Here is a 19,402-nt window from a genome sequence, read left to right on the forward strand (position 1 = left end):
TGAACTGGCCTAATGATTTTGGACACCTCAATCGGGCGCTATGATGGCGTCCAAATCTGAGGTGTTTGGATATGCGTAAATCTTATTCATGTGAGTTCAAACTCAAGGCTGCCAGCATGGTGCTGGACGAGGGGCAGTCGGTTCCCGAGGTCTGTGCCAGCTTGGATATTGGCCCTACGGCCTTGCGCCGCTGGGTCGATCAAGTTCGCAAGGAACGCTTGGGCTCGACTCCGGTGGGAGCCAAGGCGATTACCGCGGATCAGCGAGAGATCCAGGAACTTAAAGCCTTGCTCAGGCAAAGAGACCGGGATATCGAAATCCTAAAAAAGGCCAGTGCTCTCCTGCTTTTGGACGCCAAAGATCACTCTCGTTGATCTGTGAGCTGGGCGAGCAGTACGGCGTTAACGATTGCTGTCGTGTGTTCGGAATAAACCGCAGTAGCTTTTACGCATGGCGTCAGCGCCAAGGCAAGGTGAGCCCTAAGCGAGAGAAACTCAAGGCTATGCTGGTCAAGCACCACAGGGCGTCGAGAGAGTCTGCGGGCGCTCGTACCTTGGCTAAACAGCTGCAAGCCGGCGGGCATGATGTCGGGCGGTTCATGGCTCGCAGCTTGATGCGAGAAGCAGGCATTGTCAGCCGTCAACGCCGGCGCCATAAGTACAAGTCACCTGGCGTGGAGGCTTTGGTGGCACCGCATGTGCTCAAACGCAAGTTTGATGTTGCGACGGTCAATCAGGTGTGGTGTGGGGACGTGACGTACATCAAAGTCGGCAAGCGTTGGCTGTATTTTGCGGCGGTTCTGGACTTGTTCGCTCGCCGGATTGTGGGCTGGTCGTTTTCGATGATCTCTGATGCCACGCTGACCTGCGAAGCCCTGCGCATGGCGATTGAACTGCGCGGTCGCCCAAAAGACGTACTGTTTCACTCCGACCAAGGTTGCCAGTACACCAGCCATAAATTCAGAAATGAACTGCTGGAACATGGACTCCGACAAAGCATGAGCCGTAAAGGCGAATGCTGGGATAACGCTCCGATGGAGCGTTTCTTTGGAAGTTTGAAATCAGAGTGGGTGCCAGAAGCAGGCTACGGGTCGGAACATGAGGCCCGAGCGGATGTGCAGCGCTATGTATCGCGCTACAACATCACCAGGCCGCATAGCTACAACGACTATCGGTCACCAGTCGCCAGGGAGAAGCTGGTGGCGTGAAACCTTAATCGGTGTCCAAGATTACTTGACCAGTTCAGCTTGCCTGCGATGGCGGCGACTCGGTCTAATGCGCTTCCCCCGCCTTGAGCCCCGCCGGCAACGCCTTGGTCAACAATATCGCCAGCATGCTGATCCCCAGCGCCAGCCCGACAAAATGAAACGCATCGTTATAGGCCATGATCTGCGCCTGCTGGTGCGCAATCTCACTCAACTTGCCCAATGCCGCCGTCTCGTTGCCGAACTTCTCGGTCAGCGTCGCCATCCGCTCCTCCACCTGCGGATTGGTCGGCACGATCGCCTCGCGTAGATAATCGAAGTAGGTCTTGGTGCGCGCATCCAGCAAGGTTGCCAGCAGCGCAATGCCGATAGCGCCGCCGAGGTTGCGCAGGATGTTGAACAGGCTCGACGCCGAACCCGCGTCCTGGGGCAGGATGTAGGCGGTGGCGATCAGCGAGATGGTCACCATGATCAGCGGCTGCCCGAGGGCGCGGATGATCTGGATCTGGTTGAACTGGCTGCCGGCGAAGTCCGGGTTGAGCACCCCCGAGGAAAAACTCGCCAGGCCGAACAGGCCAAAGCCTAGCGTGCACAGCCACTTGGGCGAGACGTACTTCATCAGCTTGGGCACCAGCGGAATCAGGAACAACTGGGGCACGCCCATCCACATGATCACTTCGCCGATCTGCAGCGCGTTGTAGTTCTGGATCTGCGCCAGGTACAGCGGCAGCAGGTAGATCGAGCCATACAGCCCCACACCCATGCCCAGGCTGGAAATGCTCGACAGGCCGAAATTACGGTTGGCCAGGATGCCCAGGTTGATCAGTGGGTTGGGCTTGGACAGTTGCACGATGACAAAGGTGATCAGGCTGAGCAGCGCGACGCTGCCAAGGCTGACGATCAGGCTCGATTCAAGCCAGTCCTTGCGATGACCCTCTTCCAGAAATACCTGCAAACAGCCCAGGCCAATGGCCAGGGTGACGATGCCGAGGTAGTCGGTGCTTTTCAGCAAATCCCAATTCGACGGCTTTTTCTCCAGGCCATAGAGCAGCCCGGCGATCATCACCAGGCCCGGTGGCACGTTGATGTAGAAAATGTACTCCCAGCCCCAGTTTTCGGTGAGCCAGCCGCCGATGGTCGGACCGATGGACGGGGCGAAAGTGGCCGTCATCGCGAACATCGCCATGCCTTTGGCGCGGTGGTGCTCGGGCAGCTTGATCAAGGTGAGGGTGAACGCCAGCGGGATCAGCGCACCGCCCGTGAAGCCCTGCAAGGCGCGGAACACGATCATGCTTTCCAGGCTCCAGGCCATGGAGCACATCAATGAGGCGATCAGGAAACCCACCGACACCCACACGGCCAGGCGCCGTGCCGAGAGCAGCTGCACCAGCCAGGCGGTGAGGGGGATCATGATGATTTCGGCGACGAGGTAGGAGGTGGAAATCCACGAGCCTTCCTCCAGCGTGGCTGACAGCGCACCCTGGATATCCTTGAGCGACGAGTTGGTGATCTGGATGTCGAGCACGGCCATGAAGGCGCCGAGCATCACGCTCATGACCGCGATCCAGTCGCGCCGGGTCGGTTCGCCGACCGGGCGCAGCAGTTGATCACCGGCCATCGGGCTGGTCTTTGATGTTCACTTTGACGGTGACAGACATGCCAGGGCGAATCTTGCCCTGCAGCGGGTTATCCGGCGCAAACGTCAGCTTTACCGGAATGCGTTGGACGACTTTGGTGAAGTTGCCGGTGGCATTGTCCGGCGGCAACAGGCTGAACTGGGCCCCGGAGGCGGCGAACAGGCTGTCGACCCGCGCCGCGATGGGGGTGTCGCCATAGGCATCGAAGGTCAGCTCGGCGTGTTGCCCCGGTTGCATATGACCGATCTGGGTTTCCTTGAAGTTGGCCTGGATCCAGATGTCCTGGTCGGGGACGATTGATAGCAGGTAGGCGCCGGCCTGCACGTATTGGCCATTGCGTGCGGCGCGCTGGCCGACCAGGCCGCTGATCGGCGCGTGGATTTCGCTGCGGGTCAGGTTGAGTTCGGCCTGGGCAAGGTCGGTCTTCGCGTTGACGATCATGGCGTCGAGGCGCTTGATCTCGGCGTTCAGGGCATTCACCTGCTGGCGCTGGCCCTGCAGATCGGCCTCGGCCATGCTCACCTGGGAGCGGGCGATGTGGTTGTCGGCGGAGAGGGTGGTCACGCGTTCTTCCGAGACGTAGCCGGGCCCGCGCAGGGTTTGCGCGCGCGACAAGTCAATCTGCGAGCGCCCCAGGCTGGCCTGGCTGGACGCGACCTTGGCCGCGCCGGCGGCAATCAGGCTGGCTTGCTGGGTGAGCTTGCTCTGCGCCTGGACGCGCTCGGCTTCACGCATGGCCAGGGCGGCGTTGGCGCGGTCAACGGCCAGGTGGAAGTCATCGCCTTCGAGCTTCACCAGCAACTGGCCTTTTTGCACGTGCTCGTTGTCGCCGACCAGCACCTCGACAATCCGCGCGCCCAGTTGGCTCGACACACGGGTGATTTCGCCCTGCACGTAGGCGTTGTCGGTGCTTTCATAGAAGCGGCCCCTGAAGAACCACTGGGCGAAGAAACCCAGGGCAATCAGGGTCACGATAAACACAAAGATAAACAGGCGGCGTTTGAGTGGGGCAGGCATGGGCAGGATGTCTGTAACAAGAGGTAATGGAATATAGCCAGCCGCGCATCTGGCAAATAGCCATGGCACACCTTCAGACCGAAGCTTGGCCACTATGCCCTTGTGCTGGAGCCGGGGTGCCTGGGGCTGTTACCATTCGCCCCTTGTTTCAATTTCAGTTATATCGCCCATTCGAGACCTGCCATGACCACCGTCCGCACGCGCATCGCGCCATCGCCTACTGGGGATCCCCACGTCGGCACTGCCTACATCGCCTTGTTCAACTACTGCTTTGCCAAGCAGCACGGCGGTGAATTCATCCTGCGGATCGAAGACACCGACCAACTGCGTTCGACCCTCGAGTCGGAACAGCAGATTTTCGATGCCTTGCGCTGGTTGGGCATCACCTGGGCAGAAGGCCCGGACGTTGGCGGCCCGCACGGCCCGTATCGCCAGAGCGAGCGCAGCGACATCTACAAGCAATACACCCAGCAACTGGTCGACATGGGCCACGCGTTCCCGTGCTTCTGCACCGCCGAAGAACTCGACCAGATGCGTGCCGAGCAACAGGCCCGTGGCGAAACCCCGCGCTACGACGGCCGCGCACTGCTGCTCTCGAAGGAAGAAGTGGCCCGCCGCCTGGCCGCTGGCGAGCCGCATGTGATCCGCATGAAAGTGCCGAGCGAAGGCGTGTGCGTGGTGCCGGACATGCTGCGCGGTGACGTCGAGATCCCGTGGGACCGCATGGACATGCAGGTGCTGATGAAGACCGACGGCCTGCCGACGTACTTCCTCGCCAACGTGGTCGACGACCACCTGATGGGCATCACCCACGTGCTGCGTGGCGAAGAGTGGTTGCCGTCGGCGCCCAAATTGATCCTGCTCTACGAGTACTTCGGCTGGGAGCAGCCGCAGTTGTGCTACATGCCGCTGCTGCGTAACCCGGACAAGAGCAAGCTGTCCAAGCGCAAGAACCCGACCTCGGTGACCTTCTACGAGCGCATGGGCTTCATGCCGGAAGCGATGCTCAACTACCTGGGCCGCATGGGCTGGTCGATGCCGGACGAGCGCGAGAAGTTCTCGCTGCAGGAAATGGTCGACAACTTTGACCTGTCCCGCGTGTCGCTGGGCGGGCCGATCTTCGATATCGAGAAGCTGTCCTGGCTCAATGGCCAATGGCTGCGTGACTTGCCGGTGGAAGAGTTCGCCAGCCGTGTGCAGCAGTGGGCGTTGAACCCTGAGTACATGATGAAGATCGCGCCGCTGGTGCAGGGCAGGGTGGAGACGTTCAGCCAGGTCGCGCCCCTGGCCAGTTTCTTCTTTGCCGGCGGCGTGAACCCGGATCCCAAGCTGTTTGAATCCAAGAAGCTTTCGGGCGACCAGGTTCGCCAGCTGATGCAGTTGATCCTGTGGAAGCTGGAAAGCCTGCGCCAGTGGGAGAAGGATGCAATTACCGCGACAATCCAGGCGGTGGTCGAGTCCCTCGAGCTGAAATTGCGCGATGCGATGCCGCTGATGTTTGCCGCGATCACCGGGCAGGCCAGCTCGGTGTCGGTGCTCGATGCGATGGAAATTCTCGGCCCGGACCTGACGCGTTTCCGTCTGCGCCAAGCCCTTGATTTGCTTGGTGGTGTGTCGAAGAAAGAAAACAAGGAATGGGAAAAGCTGCTGGGCGCTATCGCTTAAGCAACGAGCAGTAACGTTAAAATCCCGGTTTTCCGGGGTTTTAACGGTAAGTGATTGTTATCCCGGCAAAAAATTTTGAAAATTGTTGAAAATAAATTTGACAGCCTTTCAAACCGCCATTAAGATTCGCCCCGTCCTCACCGATGAGGGGCTATAGCTCAGCTGGGAGAGCGCTTGCATGGCATGCAAGAGGTCAACGGTTCGATCCCGTTTAGCTCCACCAATTTACAGGTTCAAGGTCTGGCCACACCGTCCTTGAATCGATCAGGTCTCAGCCCTGATCTGTTGTACAGAAGGTTTTGTCCCCTTCGTCTAGTGGCCTAGGACACCGCCCTTTCACGGCGGTAACAGGGGTTCGAGTCCCCTAGGGGACGCCAGTTTCAACAAGCAGTTCGCAAGGCCTGCTGCGTCGCGAGACGAAAAATCCGGGGCTATAGCTCAGCTGGGAGAGCGCTTGCATGGCATGCAAGAGGTCAACGGTTCGATCCCGTTTAGCTCCACCAATTTACAGGTTCAAGGTCTGGCCACACCGTCCTTGAATCGATCAGTACTCAGCACTGATCAGTTGTATCGAAGGTTTGTGTCCCCTTCGTCTAGTGGCCTAGGACACCGCCCTTTCACGGCGGTAACAGGGGTTCGAGTCCCCTAGGGGACGCCACGATTACCCGCTCTGCGGGATTTTTAAGGGTCATTCAATTATTGAATGGCCCTTTTGTTTGTCTGGCGTTTGGCCAATCCTCTTCTCATTCCCCTTCCTGTGTTCTGACCAGCGGTCATGCCTGTCGCTTGCGAAATATTATTATGGTAATAATATCCAACCCATGAAAGACGGAGGCAACGATGAACGATAAAAAAGCGCAAACCCGCGAACGTATTCTGCAAGCCGCCAGCGCCGCGTTGATCCAGCGTGGCCCGGCCGAGCCGAGCGTGGGTGAAGTCATGGGCGCGGCGGGGCTGACCGTCGGTGGTTTCTACGCGCACTTTGAAAGCAAGGACGCGCTGATGCTGGAGGCCTTCACTCAGTTGCTGGCCCGGCGTCGTGCGTCGATCGACGATATGGATGCACAGCTGACCGGCGAAGAGCGCAGGGGGCTGGTGGCGGCGTTTTACCTGTCACGCAAGCACCGTGACTCAACTGCCCAGGCGTGTCCGATCCCGGCCACCGTGGGCGAGATGGCTCGTTTGCCCGACGCTTTTCGCGATGCGCTGAATGAACACGTGGAGCTGATGGCCGCTCAACTCGCTGCCAGCCCCGAAGACACCGATAAAGCCCTGGCGGACATGGCGCTGATGATCGGTGGCCTGGCCTTGGCGCGCGCGCTGGGGCCGGGTGAGTTGTCGGATCGAGTGTTACGCGCGGCCAAGTCGGCGGTGCGTTAAGGAGAGGGCTTGCAGGATGGGCACATTGACCTGGATTCGTCGCATCAATGGCACGCTGGGGCACCTGGCACCGCACACGGTGGCCAACAAGATGCGTCGCGCCTTCATGACTCCGCGCGACCTGCCGCCGCGTGACTGGGAGCTGCCGCTGCTGGCGCAATCGGAGCGCATCACTTTGCGTTTCGGCTTGTCGGCCTTGCGTTGGGGCCAGGGCCCGGCGGTGCTGTTGATGCACGGTTGGGAAGGGCGCCCCACACAGTTCGCCAGCTTGATCACCGCGTTGGTAGACAACGGCTACTCCGTGATTGCCCTGGACGGTCCCGCCCACGGGCGTTCCCCGGGGCGAGAAGCGCATGTGCTGCTCTTTGCGCGTGCCATGCTGGAGGCAGCGGCGGAACTGCCACCGTTGCACGCGGTGATCGGCCATTCAATGGGCGGCGCCAGTGCGATGCTGGCGGTGCAGTTGGGGCTGCGTACCGAGGCGTTGGTGAGCATTGCCGCGCCGTCGCGCTTTCTGGATGTGCTGCGCGGCTTCACCCAGATGGTCGGGTTGCCGGCGCGGGCGCGTTCGGCGTTTATCCAGGAAGTGGAGCTGACCTTCGGCATGCCGCTCAAGCATCTGGATGTGGCCCACTACCAGATGAATATCCCCGGCCTGATCGTGCACGCCGAAGACGATACCTTCGTGCCGGTCAAGGCATCGCAAGCCATCCATGAAGCCTGGTTCGACAGCCGCCTGCTGCGCCTGGAGCAGGGCGGTCACCAGAAAGTACTGGCCGATCCCCGCGTGATCGACGGGGTGCTGGCGCTGTTGGCCGGCCGTCGTCTACAGGAGCGGCAAACCGCCTGATACACTGCTCCCCGCCGACATTAATCGACTGGGAGCAAGGCATGGGCTGGGATTTGGCAACGCCGTTTATCATCGATCTGCAGGTCGCCCCTGAAGACATCGACGGCCTCGGGCACGCCAATAACGCGGTGTACGTGTCCTGGCTGGAGCGCTGCGCCTGGCGCCACTCACAGCGCCTGGGGCTGGATCTCACCGAATACCGCCGCCTGGATCGCGCCATGGCCGTGGTGCGGCATGAAATCGATTACCTGGCCGCCGGCTACGAGGGCGACGAGCTGCAACTGGCGACCTGGATCGTCGACTGGGACCAGCGCCTGAAAATGACCCGCCGCTTCCAGCTGCTGCGCCCACGCGATGGCGCCACGCTGTTGCGGGCGCAGACCACCTTTGTGTGCATCGAACTGTCCACCGGCAAGCCCAAGCGCATGCCGCCCGAGTTTCTCGACGGTTATGGCCCCGCCCTGACAGGGGGTTAACGGTTGCCGTGGGAAACCCAGTAAACTGCGCCACGATTTTTGTTGAGTGTTTTCCATGCAAATTGCTTTGGCGCCCATGGAGGGGTTGGTCGACAACATCCTGCGGGACGTGCTGACCCGAGTCGGCGGTATCGACTGGTGCGTGACCGAGTTCATCCGCGTCAACGACCGCTTGCTCACCCCGGCGTATTTTCACAAGCTCGCTCCGGAACTGCTGCACGGTGCCCACACCGCTGCCGGCGTGCCTCTGCGCGTGCAGTTGCTCGGCTCGGACCCGGTGTGCCTGGCGGAAAACGCCGCGCTCGCCTGCGAGTTGGGCTCGCAGGTCATCGACCTGAACTTCGGCTGCCCGGCCAAGACCGTCAACAAGTCGCGTGGCGGGGCGGTGCTGCTCAAGGAGCCTGAGTTGCTCAACCAGATCGTCGAACACGTACGCCGCGCTGTTCCCGCGCATATTCCGGTCACTGCCAAGATGCGCCTGGGTTTCGACAGCCCGGACGGCGCACTGGTCTGCGCAACCGCCCTGGCCGAGGGCGGCGCGGCGCACATTGTGGTGCATGCGCGGACCAAGACTGATGGTTACAAGCCGCCTGCGCACTGGGAGTGGATCCCGCGCGTGCAGGACGTGGTCAAGGTGCCGGTGTTCGCCAACGGTGATATCTGGAGTGTCGAAGACTGGCGGCGTTGCCGGGAAATCAGCGGCGTCGAAGACATCATGCTCGGTCGCGGCCTGGTTGCGCGTCCTGACCTGGCACGCCAGATCGCTGCGGCACGCGCAGGTGAGGAAGTGGTAGAAATGACCTGGGCGCAACTGCAGCCCCTGCTTCAGGACTTCTGGACCCAATCGGTAGCGCAACTGACCGAGCGGCAGGCACCGGGGCGACTGAAACAGTGGCTGGCGATGTTGACGCGCAATTACCCGGAAGCGGTGGAACTGTTTACCGCCCTGCGCCGCGAAACTGAACTTGACCAGGTCAGCCGTTTATTGGGGATGAGTCCTGCGGTTGCCGCCTGACCCCGGAAATTGTCTGCCTGCATTTCAAACGAATGCTCCTTATCGAAAGATAAGGAGCATTTTTGCGTTTTAATACGTTTAAACGTTACCGCTGAAATATTCTGACAGTCACTGTCGTTGTTCGAGTTGATAAACCAACCCGTGCTGTGGGGGTATGCCTGTGCGCGTGAACTATCACAGGCATTCGTTTGAAAGTACGGTTAATTATGTCGCTGAGTGACAGGTCTCTCGGTTTATAAGTGCATATGTCTGTCGCGAGAAGGTGCGGGCACGATAAATCACGGCTGGCTCCAGGTGGCGATGAGGCAAAGTCTGAAAGTTTGCTTTTCTTTCCTTATGTGAGGCGCGATTTCTGGAACTCGATAGCGTCAGTTTCCACGAATTAGGGGACTGAGATGCAACGCGGTTGTATTCAGCTTCTATAAATCCTATCGCTGTCCCAGGTGTTCACCGCCTGGCTGCGCTGACTAAGGAATTTGATATGTCTTTCTCGATTAATAATTCGCCCTATGTAAAGTTCGATACAACTCCCCAAGACCCACAAACGCCCACACTCCCAAAAAGCGCTGCAACACTCTCTACACCGGCGACTGATTCAAAAGTTATCCCGCCTGCTACCCAGCAAGATATTAGCCGAGGGCCGCAGGGCGAAATGATGATTAACGCCCGCGCGCTTTCAAAGTTATTTGACATGCTTGAACAAGTCTTCAAAGCCATGCGCGAAATGCTGTCGGGGAAAGATGTAACTCCCGACCTCAAGGCTGCTTCCGATACGGCGGCCAAAGCCAAGGTCAAGCCGGATGCCGCGCCTCACGACAAAACGAGTACGGATTCAAGCGCGTTGCCGAAAGTTGCGCCGAATGCAGCAGACCAGCCAAAAGTGAAGCCAGAGGCGAACCCGTTGCCGAAAGTTGCGCCGAATGCAGCAGACCAGCCAAAAGTGAAACCAGAGGCGACCCCGCAGCCGAAGGTGGCGCCCGACGCGGCTGACCAGCCCAAAGTGAAACCAGAGGCGAACCCGTTGCCGAAGGTGGCGCCCGACGCGGCAGAGCAGCCAAAAGTGAAGGCAGAGGCGAACCCGCAGCCGAAGGTGGCGCCCGACGCGGCAGAGCAGCCCAAAGTGAAGGCAGAGGCGAACCCGTTGCCGAAGGTGGCTCCCGACGCGGCAGACCCGCTGAAAGTGAAGCCTGGGGCGAACCCGTTACCCAAGGTCTCGCCAGATGCTGCAGAGCAGCCAAAGGTCAAAATAGATAATGGCGGGCTGAGTGTGATTACGCCTAAAGCCATTCCGGGCGTTCTACCTCCGTTTCCCCAACCCGATGTCAAAGTTACCAACAATGCCAATGCGCAGGTGAAAGTGGAGGTCAATGTCAACCATTGTCACTGCCCTGACACCCGCTCCGAGCATGACAAAGGCGTGCGGCCGCCGCTCACGCCCCAACCCAAGCCAGACGCTGCGCCACAGCCACCGCTGACGCCCCAACCCAAGCCAGACGCTGCGCCACAGCCACCGCTCACGCCCCAACCCAAGCCAGACGCTGCGCCACAGCCACCGCTGACGCCCCAACCCAAGCCAGACGCTGCGCCGCAGCCACCGCTGACGCCCCAACCCAAGCCAGACGCTGCACTGCAGCCGCCGCTCAATCCACAGCCCAAGCCAGACGCTGCACCGCAGCCGCCGCTCAATCCACAGCCCAAGCCAGACGCTGCACCGCAGCCGCCGCTCAATCCACAGCCCAAGCCAGACGTTGCACCGCAGCCACCGCTCACGCCACAGCCCAAGCCCGACGTTGCACCGCAGCCGCCGGTCAACCCTGTCGTGCCAACGCCTGTGCCTGATGTGACCAGCCCGGGCCCCGCTGAAAACCAAACCGATCTGCAGGGCTGGAGCTTTATCAACCGTCGACGGGTAAGGACTTGATGCCTGGCGTCGTGTTTCGACTTCTTCGATAAAAAACAGCGCTCTCCGGACCAGGCGTTCGGAGAGTCGCTAAAAAAGTGGAGAGACAGTCATGTCATGCTGCTCAATTAATAATATTGCTCGCGTAGTGGACGTACGCCAGGCGTTGAACAGGGAGTTACCGGACGCAACTAATGAAACCACGGGGCCTGGTGAACCGAAACAGTCAGGCTTTGGCCCAGGCCCTGTATCGACGCCCGTGAGCGTGCCGCAGAACAATGTCGCGATAGGAGATAACTTAGCCCCGATTGCCGGCCTGATTACATTGTTCAATTCATTGATCACGCGGTTGATCGACTTGATATCGGCTAGACCGGACAAGAGCACTCCCGCTATTACGCCGAGACCAGAAGTCACTCCCCCGTTAGTGCCGGCACCCATGCCAGCGCCAATACCGGCCCCCTTGCCAGCGCCGACACCCGCACCGCAACCGATGCCCACTGTACCGACCCAGATCCCGAACTTGTCCGATAAACGCAACGGCACCAAGCCGGACAATATCTGGAGTGGCTTCCGCCAAGGCCCGGATGGCAACTGTGTCACGGTATCCGCCATCAAGGCTGCGATGTATCGGTTTGGCCAAAGCCCTACGGATATCTATAAGGAGGTGTTAAAGACGAACGACGGTTATCGAGTAACGATGCGTGATGATGTTGTGGTCAGGCTGACCGACCAGGAGTTGCAAATAGGCGCGGCAGGCTCGCTATTTAAGGGCACGGATAAAGGCATGCTCAAGGACGCGCAGTTTCTTTTCGCGGTCAGTGCCAAGCGGGCGCAAATGGAGAACAACGACGGCACGGCAGCGCGCAGCTTTAGAGCGGCTGTAAAGAGTCTGAACGATGGCGAAGATGACAACGGCCCCGGTGAAGGCTTCCTGCGCTTGGGGCTGAGGCACCATATGAAGCGGGTCAGCGTGCGCGATCTGGCCAAGGGCCAATTGGGCATGTGCAACCGAGCCCGCCATTCGGTGGCCGTGATCAATGGACGCGAAGAACTATATGGGCGACAGGGCTCGGCGCCGACGCGGGGGGACGCCGTCGCACTGATCTGATCCACGGCTATTCGTTTCCTGTTAAAGGATGCAGCCGGGATCTCTGGCTGCACTTTTTTCCTGCCCTGTCTTGAGTGAACAATTCCATGAACGCTTCAATTGATGGTCGTGGCTCGGTGGTGCCAAATCGGTTGCCTGAGCCTGTTGCGAGTGGTTTCAATGTGCAGGCCGGTGCGAAACGGGGTGACCTCGTGAATGCACTTCAAGGCGCCGAGCGTCGATTCGGCGAGCGCTTTGACTGCAGTACTCACGTGGCCGTTATCAATATGATGATGATGACCCTCGGCCCGCGTGCCTCCGATGTTTTCAGCGAAGTCACCCCGGCGGGTGATGGTTATGCCGTCACCATGAAGGATCAATACCGGGTGCAGGTGTCCCAGGCCGAGCTTGAGCGGGCCGCGCAGGCTTCGCGGTTCAGCGGGCAGGACCCTGACGTGGTGAAGCACGCCAACTTCATGTTGGCTGCGTTTGTAAAGCGCAAGCAGCAGTTGGGTGGCTATCCGACGTTTGAGGCGGCCCTGGCAAAAAGCCTTGAGGGCGAGACAAGCAAGCGTTGCCTGGAAGGGATGGGCGTCTATGGGCTGTCGCGTTGGGTTGCCGCTCGTGACATGGTCGGCAGGGAGTCGCCCTGGGTCCGCCAGACCCATGACTTTGGCGCCGCGCTCGTGGTGGGGGGCGCCAGTCACCCACACGGTAATGGTTACGGGTATGTGTTGTTCGATGACCGTGAGACGCCGCCGCAAAGGGACGGGGTGGAGTCTCAAGTGGCGGAGGGCATCAGGCATGCCGACATCTGGAGCGGCTTTTACCAGGGCGTCGAGGGCAATTGCGTCACCGTGTCGGCAATCAAGGCCGCCATCACTCGTTTCCCGGAAGGTATCTACACGTCCATCGTCAGGACGCCGGGCGGCTGTGAAGTGACGATGCGCGATGGCTTCCGGCTGCGCTTGAGCCATGCCGAGCTGAGGCAGGCCACTGCCGCCTCGAACTTTGCCGGCAGCAACCCGGTGTTGCTGGACTACGCGAACTTCCTGTACGCCTGCAGCGCCAAGCGGGCGCAAATGGAAAACAACGACTTCCGCGCCGAACAAGGGTTTGCGGTGGCCCTGGAAACCCTCAACGATGGCGAGTACCCCGGCGAGGCGCTGCAAAGGCTGGGACTGTTCGGCTATATCCGTAACAGCACGGCTGAAGAATTGGCCGACGGCGCCATCGGCACGCTTGCGGACGGCTGGCACTCCGTGGCGGTAGTGGGCGGGGCGCTGGACCTGTATGGGCAAAAGTATGATCTGGGCACCTCGCACTGGAAGCGCAAGACGCTGACCGCCTTGAAGCTGGTGTGAGGGCTAACCCAGCAACTGCCTGAACCCCTCGATCGGCAAGGGCCGGCTGTGTAAGAAACCCTGGAACAAATGGCAGCCCAGCTTTTGCAGGAACGCCAGTTGCTCCGAGGTTTCCACGCCTTCGGCAATCACTTCCAGGTTCAAGCTGCGGGCCATGGCCACGATTGCGCGGATGATTTCGGCGTCGTTCGGGTCGTGGGTCGCGTCGCGTACAAACGACTGGTCGATTTTCAGCGCATCCACCGGCAGGCGCTTGAGGTAGGTCAGCGATGAATAGCCGGTGCCGAAGTCATCCATCGCAAAGCTCACGCCGAGTTTTTTCAGCCGGCGCATCTTGCTGATGGTGTCTTCCAGGTTCTGGATCACGATGCCTTCGGTGATTTCCAGCTTCAGCAGGCTGTAAGGCAGTCGATGTTGCTTGAGGCTGCGCTCCACCCGTTCGACAAAGTCGTTCTGGCGAAACTGTCGGGGGCTGATATTCACGCACAGGCTGAAATTCAGCGGGTCCACCAGGCCGTCGGCAATCAATTGCTCGAACGCGGCGCAGGCTTCATCGAGGATCCAGGTGCCCACTTCGAGGATCAGGCCGCTGTCTTCCAGCACCTTGATAAATTCGGTGGGGGACTGTGCGCCCAGCTGCGGGTGCTGCCAGCGCACCAGTGCTTCGGCACCGACGATCTTGTTGCCGCGCGCATCCACCTGCGGCTGGTAATGCACGCTGAACTCCCCGCGCGACAGTGCCAGGCGCAGGTCAGTCTCCATGCGCAGCCGCTCGCTGGCGGTTTTCTGCATGCTGTTGTGGAACATCTGCGTGGTGTTGCGCCCCGAATCCTTGGCGCGGTACAGGGCGATGTCGGCGCGCTTGAGCAAGTCGGCCGGGGTCGAGCCATGATCGGGAATCAGTGCCACGCCAATGCTTGGCGTGACCTGCAAGCGGTGGCCATCGAGGAACATCGGTTCCGAAAGCAATTCGCGCAGGGTGTCGGCCAGTTCCTGCACCTGGCCGCTGACTTCGCTGCGCGTACCCTCCAGCCCGCTGAGCAGCACCACAAATTCATCGCCGCCCAGGCGCGCCACCGTGTCCTCCATGCGCACGCTGGCTTCGAGGCGTGCGGTGACGATTTTCAGCACCGTGTCGCCCACCGGGTGGCCGAGTGAATCGTTGATGTGCTTGAAGTGGTCGAGGTCGAGGAACAGCAGGGCACCGCGCAGGTTGTGGCGCTTGAGCAGGGCGATCTGCTGGCTCAGGCGGTCCATCAGCAGCGCGCGGTTGGGCAGGTTGGTCAGTGGGTCGTGATAGGCCAGGTGGCGAATCTGTGCCTGGGCGTTCTTCAACAGGCTTACGTCGCGCGCGGTCAGCAGCAGGCACGGGGTTTCATTGAGGGTGATCGGCTCGACCGACACCTCCACCGCCAGCACTTCGCCACGCTTGTTGTGCCAGAGCATTTCCAGGTGATGGATGCGCCCCTTGATCTGCAGCTCGGCGAGCAATGCCGCGCGCTGGTTTTCGTCGGCCCAGATGCCGATCTGGTACAGCGTCAGGCCGATGGCATCCTCGGCGCGGTAGCCGGTCAGGCGGCAGAAGCCGTCGTTGACCTCGACATAACGGCCGGTGTCGCGCTCGGTGATGGAAATCGCATCGGGGCTGGAATGAAACGCCTTGGCGAACTTCTCTTCGCTGGCCTTCAGCGCGGCCTCCGAGCGTTGCTGCTGGGTAATGTCACGCAACGTGGTGACGATGCACGGCTGGTTGCCGACCTTGATCAGGCGGCTGGAAATCACGCAGGTCAGGGCCTGGCCGTTCTTGTGGTGCACCACGATGGCCACGTTGTTCAGCCCCTGCTCGCGGATCACCCGTTCGATACGCTGCAGGCGCTTGCTCGATTCGTCCCACAGGCCGATCTGCTCGGCGCTCTTGTCGATGACCTCGGCGGCGGTCCAGCCGAAGGTCTGGGTAAAGGCCGGGTTGATCTCGATGAATGCACCGCTGTCCAGGTAGGTGACGCAGATCGGATCGGGGCTGGCCTGGAACAGGCTGGCAAATTTTTCCTCGGAGGCGGTCAGGCGTTGTTCGCGCTCGACCTGGTCGGTGATATCCAGCAGAGTGCCGGCCATGCGCTGCGGCGCGCCCAGTTCGTCGCGGTAGAGGCGGGCGCGGCTTTCCAGGTAACGCGAGCTGCCATCCTCCAGCTGCACGCGGTAGGTCAACTGATAGTTGCCGGCCGGCCCTTCGCGCAACGTGCGGTAGGCGTCGCGCATATTGTCGCGTTCTTCATCGGGCATGCCTTCAAAGAACGCCTCGAAGGATTCATGGAACGGCTCGGGCGGCAAGCCATGCAACTGGGCGGCGCGGGCCGAGCCGTAGAGCATGCCGCTGGGAATGTGCCAGTCCCAGGTGCCCAATTGCGCCGAGTCCAGCGCCAGGTCGAGGCGCTCCTGGCTGTCCTTGAGCGCCTGCTCGGCATTTTTGCGATCGGTGGTGTCGACAAAGGTGCTGATCAGGTAGGCCTCGCCCTCCAGTTCGACTTTCTGCGCGCTGAGCGTGCCATCGTGAATCTGCCCGTTGCTGGCGCAGAACTGTACTTCCATGCTGATCGGTTCGCCCTTGCGCTGAGTGGCCTTGACCAGTTGCGCACGTTGTTCGGGGTGGCGCCACAGGCCCAGGTCCAGGGTGGTGCGGCCAATGACGTCGGCCACCGGCCAGCCGAAGTGCATTTCGAAATACTGGTTGGCTTCGCTGATCAGCCCGTCGGATTGGCGGGTCAGCAGGACCATGTTCGGGCACAGGTGAAACAGCGTGGCGAAGCGCTTTTCGGAGTGGCTGAGGGCGTGCTCGCGCTCGCGCTGGCGGGTGGTCTCGCGGATCACCCCGATCATGCGGCGTCGGCCCGCCTTGTCGGGGGCCAGGCTGCCGTTGATTTCCAGCCAGTGATGGCTGCCGTCCGGCCACTGGATGTGGTGATGCATGGCCTGCTCGAACGGCTCGCCGGCCAGCACCGCATGAAAGGCGCGCACCACGCGGGTGCGGTCCTGCGGTGCGAGCAGGTCCAGGTAGTCGAGGTCCTTGGGCAGCGGTTGGCGCGGATCGAAGCCGAACAGCGCCTGGGTGCCCCGCGACCAACTGATGCGCCCGGTGTCGATTTCCCAGCACCATGCGCCCAGCCGCGCCGCATTCAGGGCGGCCAGCAGTTGCGGGGCACTGTCCCAGCTTTGCTCCGCCTCTTGAGGGTCAAGGGCGTAGATGCGCGGCAGGGGAGGCAAGGAATCGACGGGGTTGCGCATTATCAAGGGGCCTTGGCTCTGTGGGCGTTCGGCGCGGTAGGTTCAGACCTTGAGGGCGCACAAGTTCATGCCGGTGTCCCTGGCAGATCGACCTGTGCATCCAATAGGCTCATGAAAGCCCGCGCAGCGTTCGACAGCGTCCTTTCGGTGTGCACGATATAGCCTAGCTGGCGACTGAGCTGTATGCCCGGCAAAGCGATACTTGCCACCTGATCGTCGAGCATGGTGCGTGGCAAAACGCTCCAGGCCAGGCCGATCGACACCATCATCTTGATAGTTTCCAAGTAGTTAGTGCTCATCGCGATATTCGGCGTCAGGCCCTGGGCCTCGAACAGCCGGCTGACAATATGGTGCGTAAAGGTGTTGCCACCGGGGAAAACCGCCGGGTGGCCGGCAATATCGGCCAGGCTGACGGAGCCGTTGCTGATCAGGCTGTGTTCCGGCGCCACCACGAAATCCAGCGGGTCGTCCCACACCGGGGTGGCGCGGACGAGGTGGTGAGGATCGGGCGCCAAGGTGATCACGGCCACTTCGGCGCGGCCGTGGAGGATTTCTTCGTAGGCCACTTCCGAATCGAGAAACTGGATATCCAGCGCCACATTCGGGTACTCGCGGGTAAACGTGCGCAGGATCGGCGGCAGGCGGTGCAGGCCGATATGGTGGCTGGTGGCCAAGGTCAGGCGACCGCTGACTTCACCGGTCAGGTTGGTGAGGGCGCGGCGGGTGTCGTCCAACACATTCAGGATCTGATAGGCACGCGGCAGCAGGGCGCGGCCGGCCTCGGTCAGGCCCACTTCACGGCCCAGGCGGTCGAACAGACGCACCTTCAATTGTTGCTCCAGGCCAGCAATGCGCTTGCTGATGGCCGGCTGGGTCAGGTGCAGGCGTTCACCGGCGCCAGAGAAGCTGCCGGTCTCGGCGATGGCAATAAAGGCATTGAGGTTGGCCAGGTCCATTGTGCTATTCCAGTTGGTAATCCAAAGCATAAAAAATATGAATTTGAGTTATTTAATGTAGCGCCATACCATCAGCCTCACAAGCCAAAGGGTTATTGAATGTCTCAAGACCCGGGGCATAGAAAGACCGCTGATGAGGACCGACTGATGGCCGGCAAAACGCTTTACGACAAGCTTTGGGATTCCCATGAAGTGAAACGGCGCGACGATGGCTCGTCGCTGATCTATATCGACCGTCACATCATCCATGAAGTGACCTCGCCCCAAGCGTTCGAAGGCCTGCGCCTGGCCGGGCGCAAGCCTTGGCGCGTCGACTCGATCATCGCCACCCCGGATCACAACGTACCGACGACTCCCGAGCGCAAGGGCGGCATCGAAGCGATTGCCGACCAGGTCTCGCGTTTGCAGGTGCAAACCCTCGACGATTACTGCGACGAATATGGCATCACCGAATTCAAGATGAATGACGTGCGTCAAGGGATCGTGCACGTGATCGGCCCGGAGCAGGGCGCCACCTTGCCGGGCATGACCGTGGTCTGCGGCGACTCCCACACCTCCACCCACGGTGCCTTTGGCGCCCTGGCCCACGGCATCGGCACGTCCGAGGTGGAACATGTGTTCGCCACCCAGTGCCTGGTCGCCAAGAAAATGAAGAACATGCTGGTGCGCGTTGAAGGCAAGCTGCCCTTCGGTGTGACCGCCAAGGACATCGTCCTCGCGGTGATCGGCAAGATCGGCACCGCCGGCGGTAACGGGCATGCCATCGAGTTCGCCGGTAGCGCGATCCGCGACCTGTCCATCGAAGGCCGCATGACCATCTGCAACATGTCCATCGAGGCCGGTGCCCGCGTGGGCATGGTGGCGGCGGATGAAAAAACCGTGGAATACGTCAAAGGCCGTCCGTTCGCCCCGCAAGGTGCGGAGTGGGATGCCGCCGTCGAAGCCTGGAAAGACCTGGTGTCCGACGCCGATGCGGTGTTCGACACCGTGGTCGAGCTGGACGCTGCCCAGATCAAGCCGCAGGTCAGCTGGGGCACTTCGCCGGAAATGGTCTTGGCCGTCGACCAGAACGTGCCGGACCCGGCGCAGGAAGCCGACCTGGTCAAGCGCGGCTCCATCGAGCGCGCCTTGAAGTACATGGGCCTCAAAGCCAACCAGGCGATCACCGACATCCAGTTGGATCGCGTGTTTATCGGCTCCTGCACCAACTCGCGGATCGAAGACCTGCGCGCCGCGGCGGTGATCGCCAAGGGTCGCAAGGTGGCCTCGACCATCAAGCAAGCGATCGTGGTGCCAGGTTCGGGCCTGGTCAAGGCGCAAGCCGAAGCCGAAGGCCTGGACAAGATCTTCCTCGAAGCCGGTTTTGAATGGCGTGAGCCGGGCTGCTCGATGTGCCTGGCGATGAACCCGGACCGCCTGGAGTCGGGCGAGCATTGCGCGTCGACCTCCAACCGTAACTTCGAAGGGCGTCAGGGCGCCGGTGGGCGTACCCACCTGGTCAGTCCGGCCATGGCCGCCGCTGCTGCCGTCAACGGTCGTTTCATCGACGTTCGCGAATTGATCTGA

Annotated in this window: 15 protein-coding genes and 4 tRNA genes; 15 read left to right on the plus strand and 4 right to left on the minus strand. The window is 60.9% G+C overall.

Features of this window, described 5'->3' with window-relative positions:
• Positions 1-71 precede the first annotated feature (71 nt).
• Both BBG20_RS33180 and BBG20_RS14190 read left to right on the plus strand, forming a co-directional pair.
• The gene (locus BBG20_RS33180) at positions 72-374 is read left to right on the plus strand and encodes an IS3 family transposase (RefSeq protein ID WP_065899480.1); all 303 of its coding nucleotides are present in this window, start codon (positions 72-74) and stop codon (positions 372-374) included.
• The gene (locus tag BBG20_RS14190) at positions 371-1,207 is read left to right on the plus strand and encodes an IS3 family transposase (protein WP_065899479.1); all 837 of its coding nucleotides are present in this window, start codon (positions 371-373) and stop codon (positions 1,205-1,207) included. Before BBG20_RS33180 ends, BBG20_RS14190 begins: the two co-directional genes overlap by 4 nt.
• Positions 1,208-1,271: 64 nt before the next feature.
• On the opposite strand, the gene BBG20_RS14195 is transcribed toward BBG20_RS14190, so the two are convergent.
• Positions 1,272-2,822, minus strand: coding sequence for an MDR family MFS transporter (locus tag BBG20_RS14195; RefSeq protein WP_065904508.1), 1,551 nt, complete (start codon positions 2,820-2,822; stop codon positions 1,272-1,274).
• Positions 2,812-3,858, minus strand: a complete 1,047-nt coding sequence (locus tag BBG20_RS14200) for an HlyD family secretion protein (protein WP_065904509.1) — start codon at positions 3,856-3,858, stop codon at positions 2,812-2,814. Before BBG20_RS14200 ends, BBG20_RS14195 begins: the two co-directional genes overlap by 11 nt.
• 183 nt (positions 3,859-4,041) lie before the next feature.
• On the opposite strand from BBG20_RS14200, the gene gltX reads away from it, so the two are divergent.
• The 12 genes from gltX (at position 4,042) to BBG20_RS14265 (ending at position 13,598) form a co-directional block, all read left to right on the plus strand.
• Positions 4,042-5,523, plus strand: coding sequence for a glutamate--tRNA ligase (gene gltX, locus BBG20_RS14205; protein ID WP_065904510.1), 1,482 nt, complete (start codon positions 4,042-4,044; stop codon positions 5,521-5,523).
• Between the two features lie 147 nt (positions 5,524-5,670).
• A tRNA-Ala gene (locus BBG20_RS14210) sits at positions 5,671-5,746 on the plus strand.
• Positions 5,747-5,824: 78 nt separating this feature from the next.
• Positions 5,825-5,900 (plus strand) — tRNA-Glu (locus tag BBG20_RS14215).
• Between the two features lie 50 nt (positions 5,901-5,950).
• A tRNA-Ala gene (locus tag BBG20_RS14220) sits at positions 5,951-6,026 on the plus strand.
• Positions 6,027-6,105: 79 nt separating this feature from the next.
• Positions 6,106-6,181, plus strand: a tRNA-Glu gene (locus BBG20_RS14225).
• Positions 6,182-6,363: 182 nt separating this feature from the next.
• The gene (locus tag BBG20_RS14230; protein ID WP_065904511.1) at positions 6,364-6,903 is read left to right on the plus strand and encodes a TetR/AcrR family transcriptional regulator; all 540 of its coding nucleotides are present in this window, start codon (positions 6,364-6,366) and stop codon (positions 6,901-6,903) included.
• Positions 6,904-6,919: 16 nt separating this feature from the next.
• Entirely contained in the window at positions 6,920-7,753 is an 834-nt protein-coding gene (locus BBG20_RS14235; RefSeq protein ID WP_065904513.1) for an alpha/beta hydrolase, read from the plus strand.
• A gap of 41 nt (positions 7,754-7,794) precedes the next feature.
• Positions 7,795-8,229, plus strand: a complete 435-nt coding sequence (locus BBG20_RS14240; RefSeq protein ID WP_065904515.1) for an acyl-CoA thioesterase — start codon at positions 7,795-7,797, stop codon at positions 8,227-8,229.
• A gap of 55 nt (positions 8,230-8,284) precedes the next feature.
• Positions 8,285-9,244 carry a tRNA dihydrouridine synthase gene (locus tag BBG20_RS14245; protein ID WP_065904516.1) on the plus strand — a complete coding sequence of 320 codons (960 nt, stop codon included), beginning with the start codon at positions 8,285-8,287 and terminating at the stop codon, positions 9,242-9,244.
• A gap of 481 nt (positions 9,245-9,725) precedes the next feature.
• Positions 9,726-11,165, plus strand: coding sequence for a hypothetical protein (locus tag BBG20_RS32935; protein WP_158267381.1), 1,440 nt, complete (start codon positions 9,726-9,728; stop codon positions 11,163-11,165).
• Positions 11,166-11,667: 502 nt separating this feature from the next.
• Positions 11,668-12,255: a hypothetical protein gene (locus BBG20_RS33385; RefSeq protein ID WP_315420768.1), complete on the plus strand. Its 588-nt coding sequence runs from the start codon at positions 11,668-11,670 to the stop codon at positions 12,253-12,255.
• Between the two features lie 191 nt (positions 12,256-12,446).
• Positions 12,447-13,598, plus strand: coding sequence for a hypothetical protein (locus tag BBG20_RS14265; RefSeq protein WP_141697287.1), 1,152 nt, complete (start codon positions 12,447-12,449; stop codon positions 13,596-13,598).
• 3 nt (positions 13,599-13,601) lie between these two features.
• Here BBG20_RS14265 and BBG20_RS14270 read toward each other — a convergent pair whose 3' ends face one another.
• Together BBG20_RS14270 and BBG20_RS14275 are read right to left on the minus strand one after the other, a co-directional pair.
• A complete protein-coding gene (locus BBG20_RS14270) occupies positions 13,602-16,880 on the minus strand; it encodes an EAL domain-containing protein (protein WP_065904525.1) in 3,279 nt (1,092 codons plus the stop codon).
• 65 nt (positions 16,881-16,945) lie between these two features.
• On the minus strand, positions 16,946-17,836 hold the full coding sequence (locus BBG20_RS14275) for a LysR family transcriptional regulator (protein ID WP_065904527.1): 891 nt from the start codon (positions 17,834-17,836) through the stop codon (positions 16,946-16,948).
• Positions 17,837-17,983: 147 nt separating this feature from the next.
• On the opposite strand from BBG20_RS14275, the gene leuC reads away from it, so the two are divergent.
• Positions 17,984-19,402, plus strand: a complete 1,419-nt coding sequence (gene leuC, locus BBG20_RS14280) for a 3-isopropylmalate dehydratase large subunit (protein ID WP_065904529.1) — start codon at positions 17,984-17,986, stop codon at positions 19,400-19,402.

Origin of the sequence: Pseudomonas aylmerensis, assembly GCF_001702265.1 — a bacterium.
Lineage (GTDB): Bacteria > Pseudomonadota > Gammaproteobacteria > Pseudomonadales > Pseudomonadaceae > Aquipseudomonas > Aquipseudomonas aylmerensis.

Bases quoted from the DNA above. Each gene is read 5' to 3' on its own strand.
- BBG20_RS33180 (WP_065899480.1), top strand. From the start codon at position 72: ATGCGTAAATCTTATTCATGTGAGTTCAAACTCAAGGCTGCCAGCATG.
- BBG20_RS14195 (WP_065904508.1), bottom strand. From the start codon at position 2,822: ATGGCCGGTGATCAACTGCTGCGCCCGGTCGGCGAACCGACCCGGCGC.
- BBG20_RS14200 (WP_065904509.1), bottom strand. From the start codon at position 3,858: ATGCCTGCCCCACTCAAACGCCGCCTGTTTATCTTTGTGTTTATCGTG.
- gltX (WP_065904510.1), top strand. From the start codon at position 4,042: ATGACCACCGTCCGCACGCGCATCGCGCCATCGCCTACTGGGGATCCC.
- BBG20_RS14230 (WP_065904511.1), top strand. From the start codon at position 6,364: ATGAACGATAAAAAAGCGCAAACCCGCGAACGTATTCTGCAAGCCGCC.
- BBG20_RS14235 (WP_065904513.1), top strand. From the start codon at position 6,920: ATGGGCACATTGACCTGGATTCGTCGCATCAATGGCACGCTGGGGCAC.
- BBG20_RS14240 (WP_065904515.1), top strand. From the start codon at position 7,795: ATGGGCTGGGATTTGGCAACGCCGTTTATCATCGATCTGCAGGTCGCC.
- BBG20_RS14245 (WP_065904516.1), top strand. From the start codon at position 8,285: ATGCAAATTGCTTTGGCGCCCATGGAGGGGTTGGTCGACAACATCCTG.
- BBG20_RS32935 (WP_158267381.1), top strand. From the start codon at position 9,726: ATGTCTTTCTCGATTAATAATTCGCCCTATGTAAAGTTCGATACAACT.
- BBG20_RS14270 (WP_065904525.1), bottom strand. From the start codon at position 16,880: ATGCGCAACCCCGTCGATTCCTTGCCTCCCCTGCCGCGCATCTACGCC.
- BBG20_RS14275 (WP_065904527.1), bottom strand. From the start codon at position 17,836: ATGGACCTGGCCAACCTCAATGCCTTTATTGCCATCGCCGAGACCGGC.
- leuC (WP_065904529.1), top strand. From the start codon at position 17,984: ATGGCCGGCAAAACGCTTTACGACAAGCTTTGGGATTCCCATGAAGTG.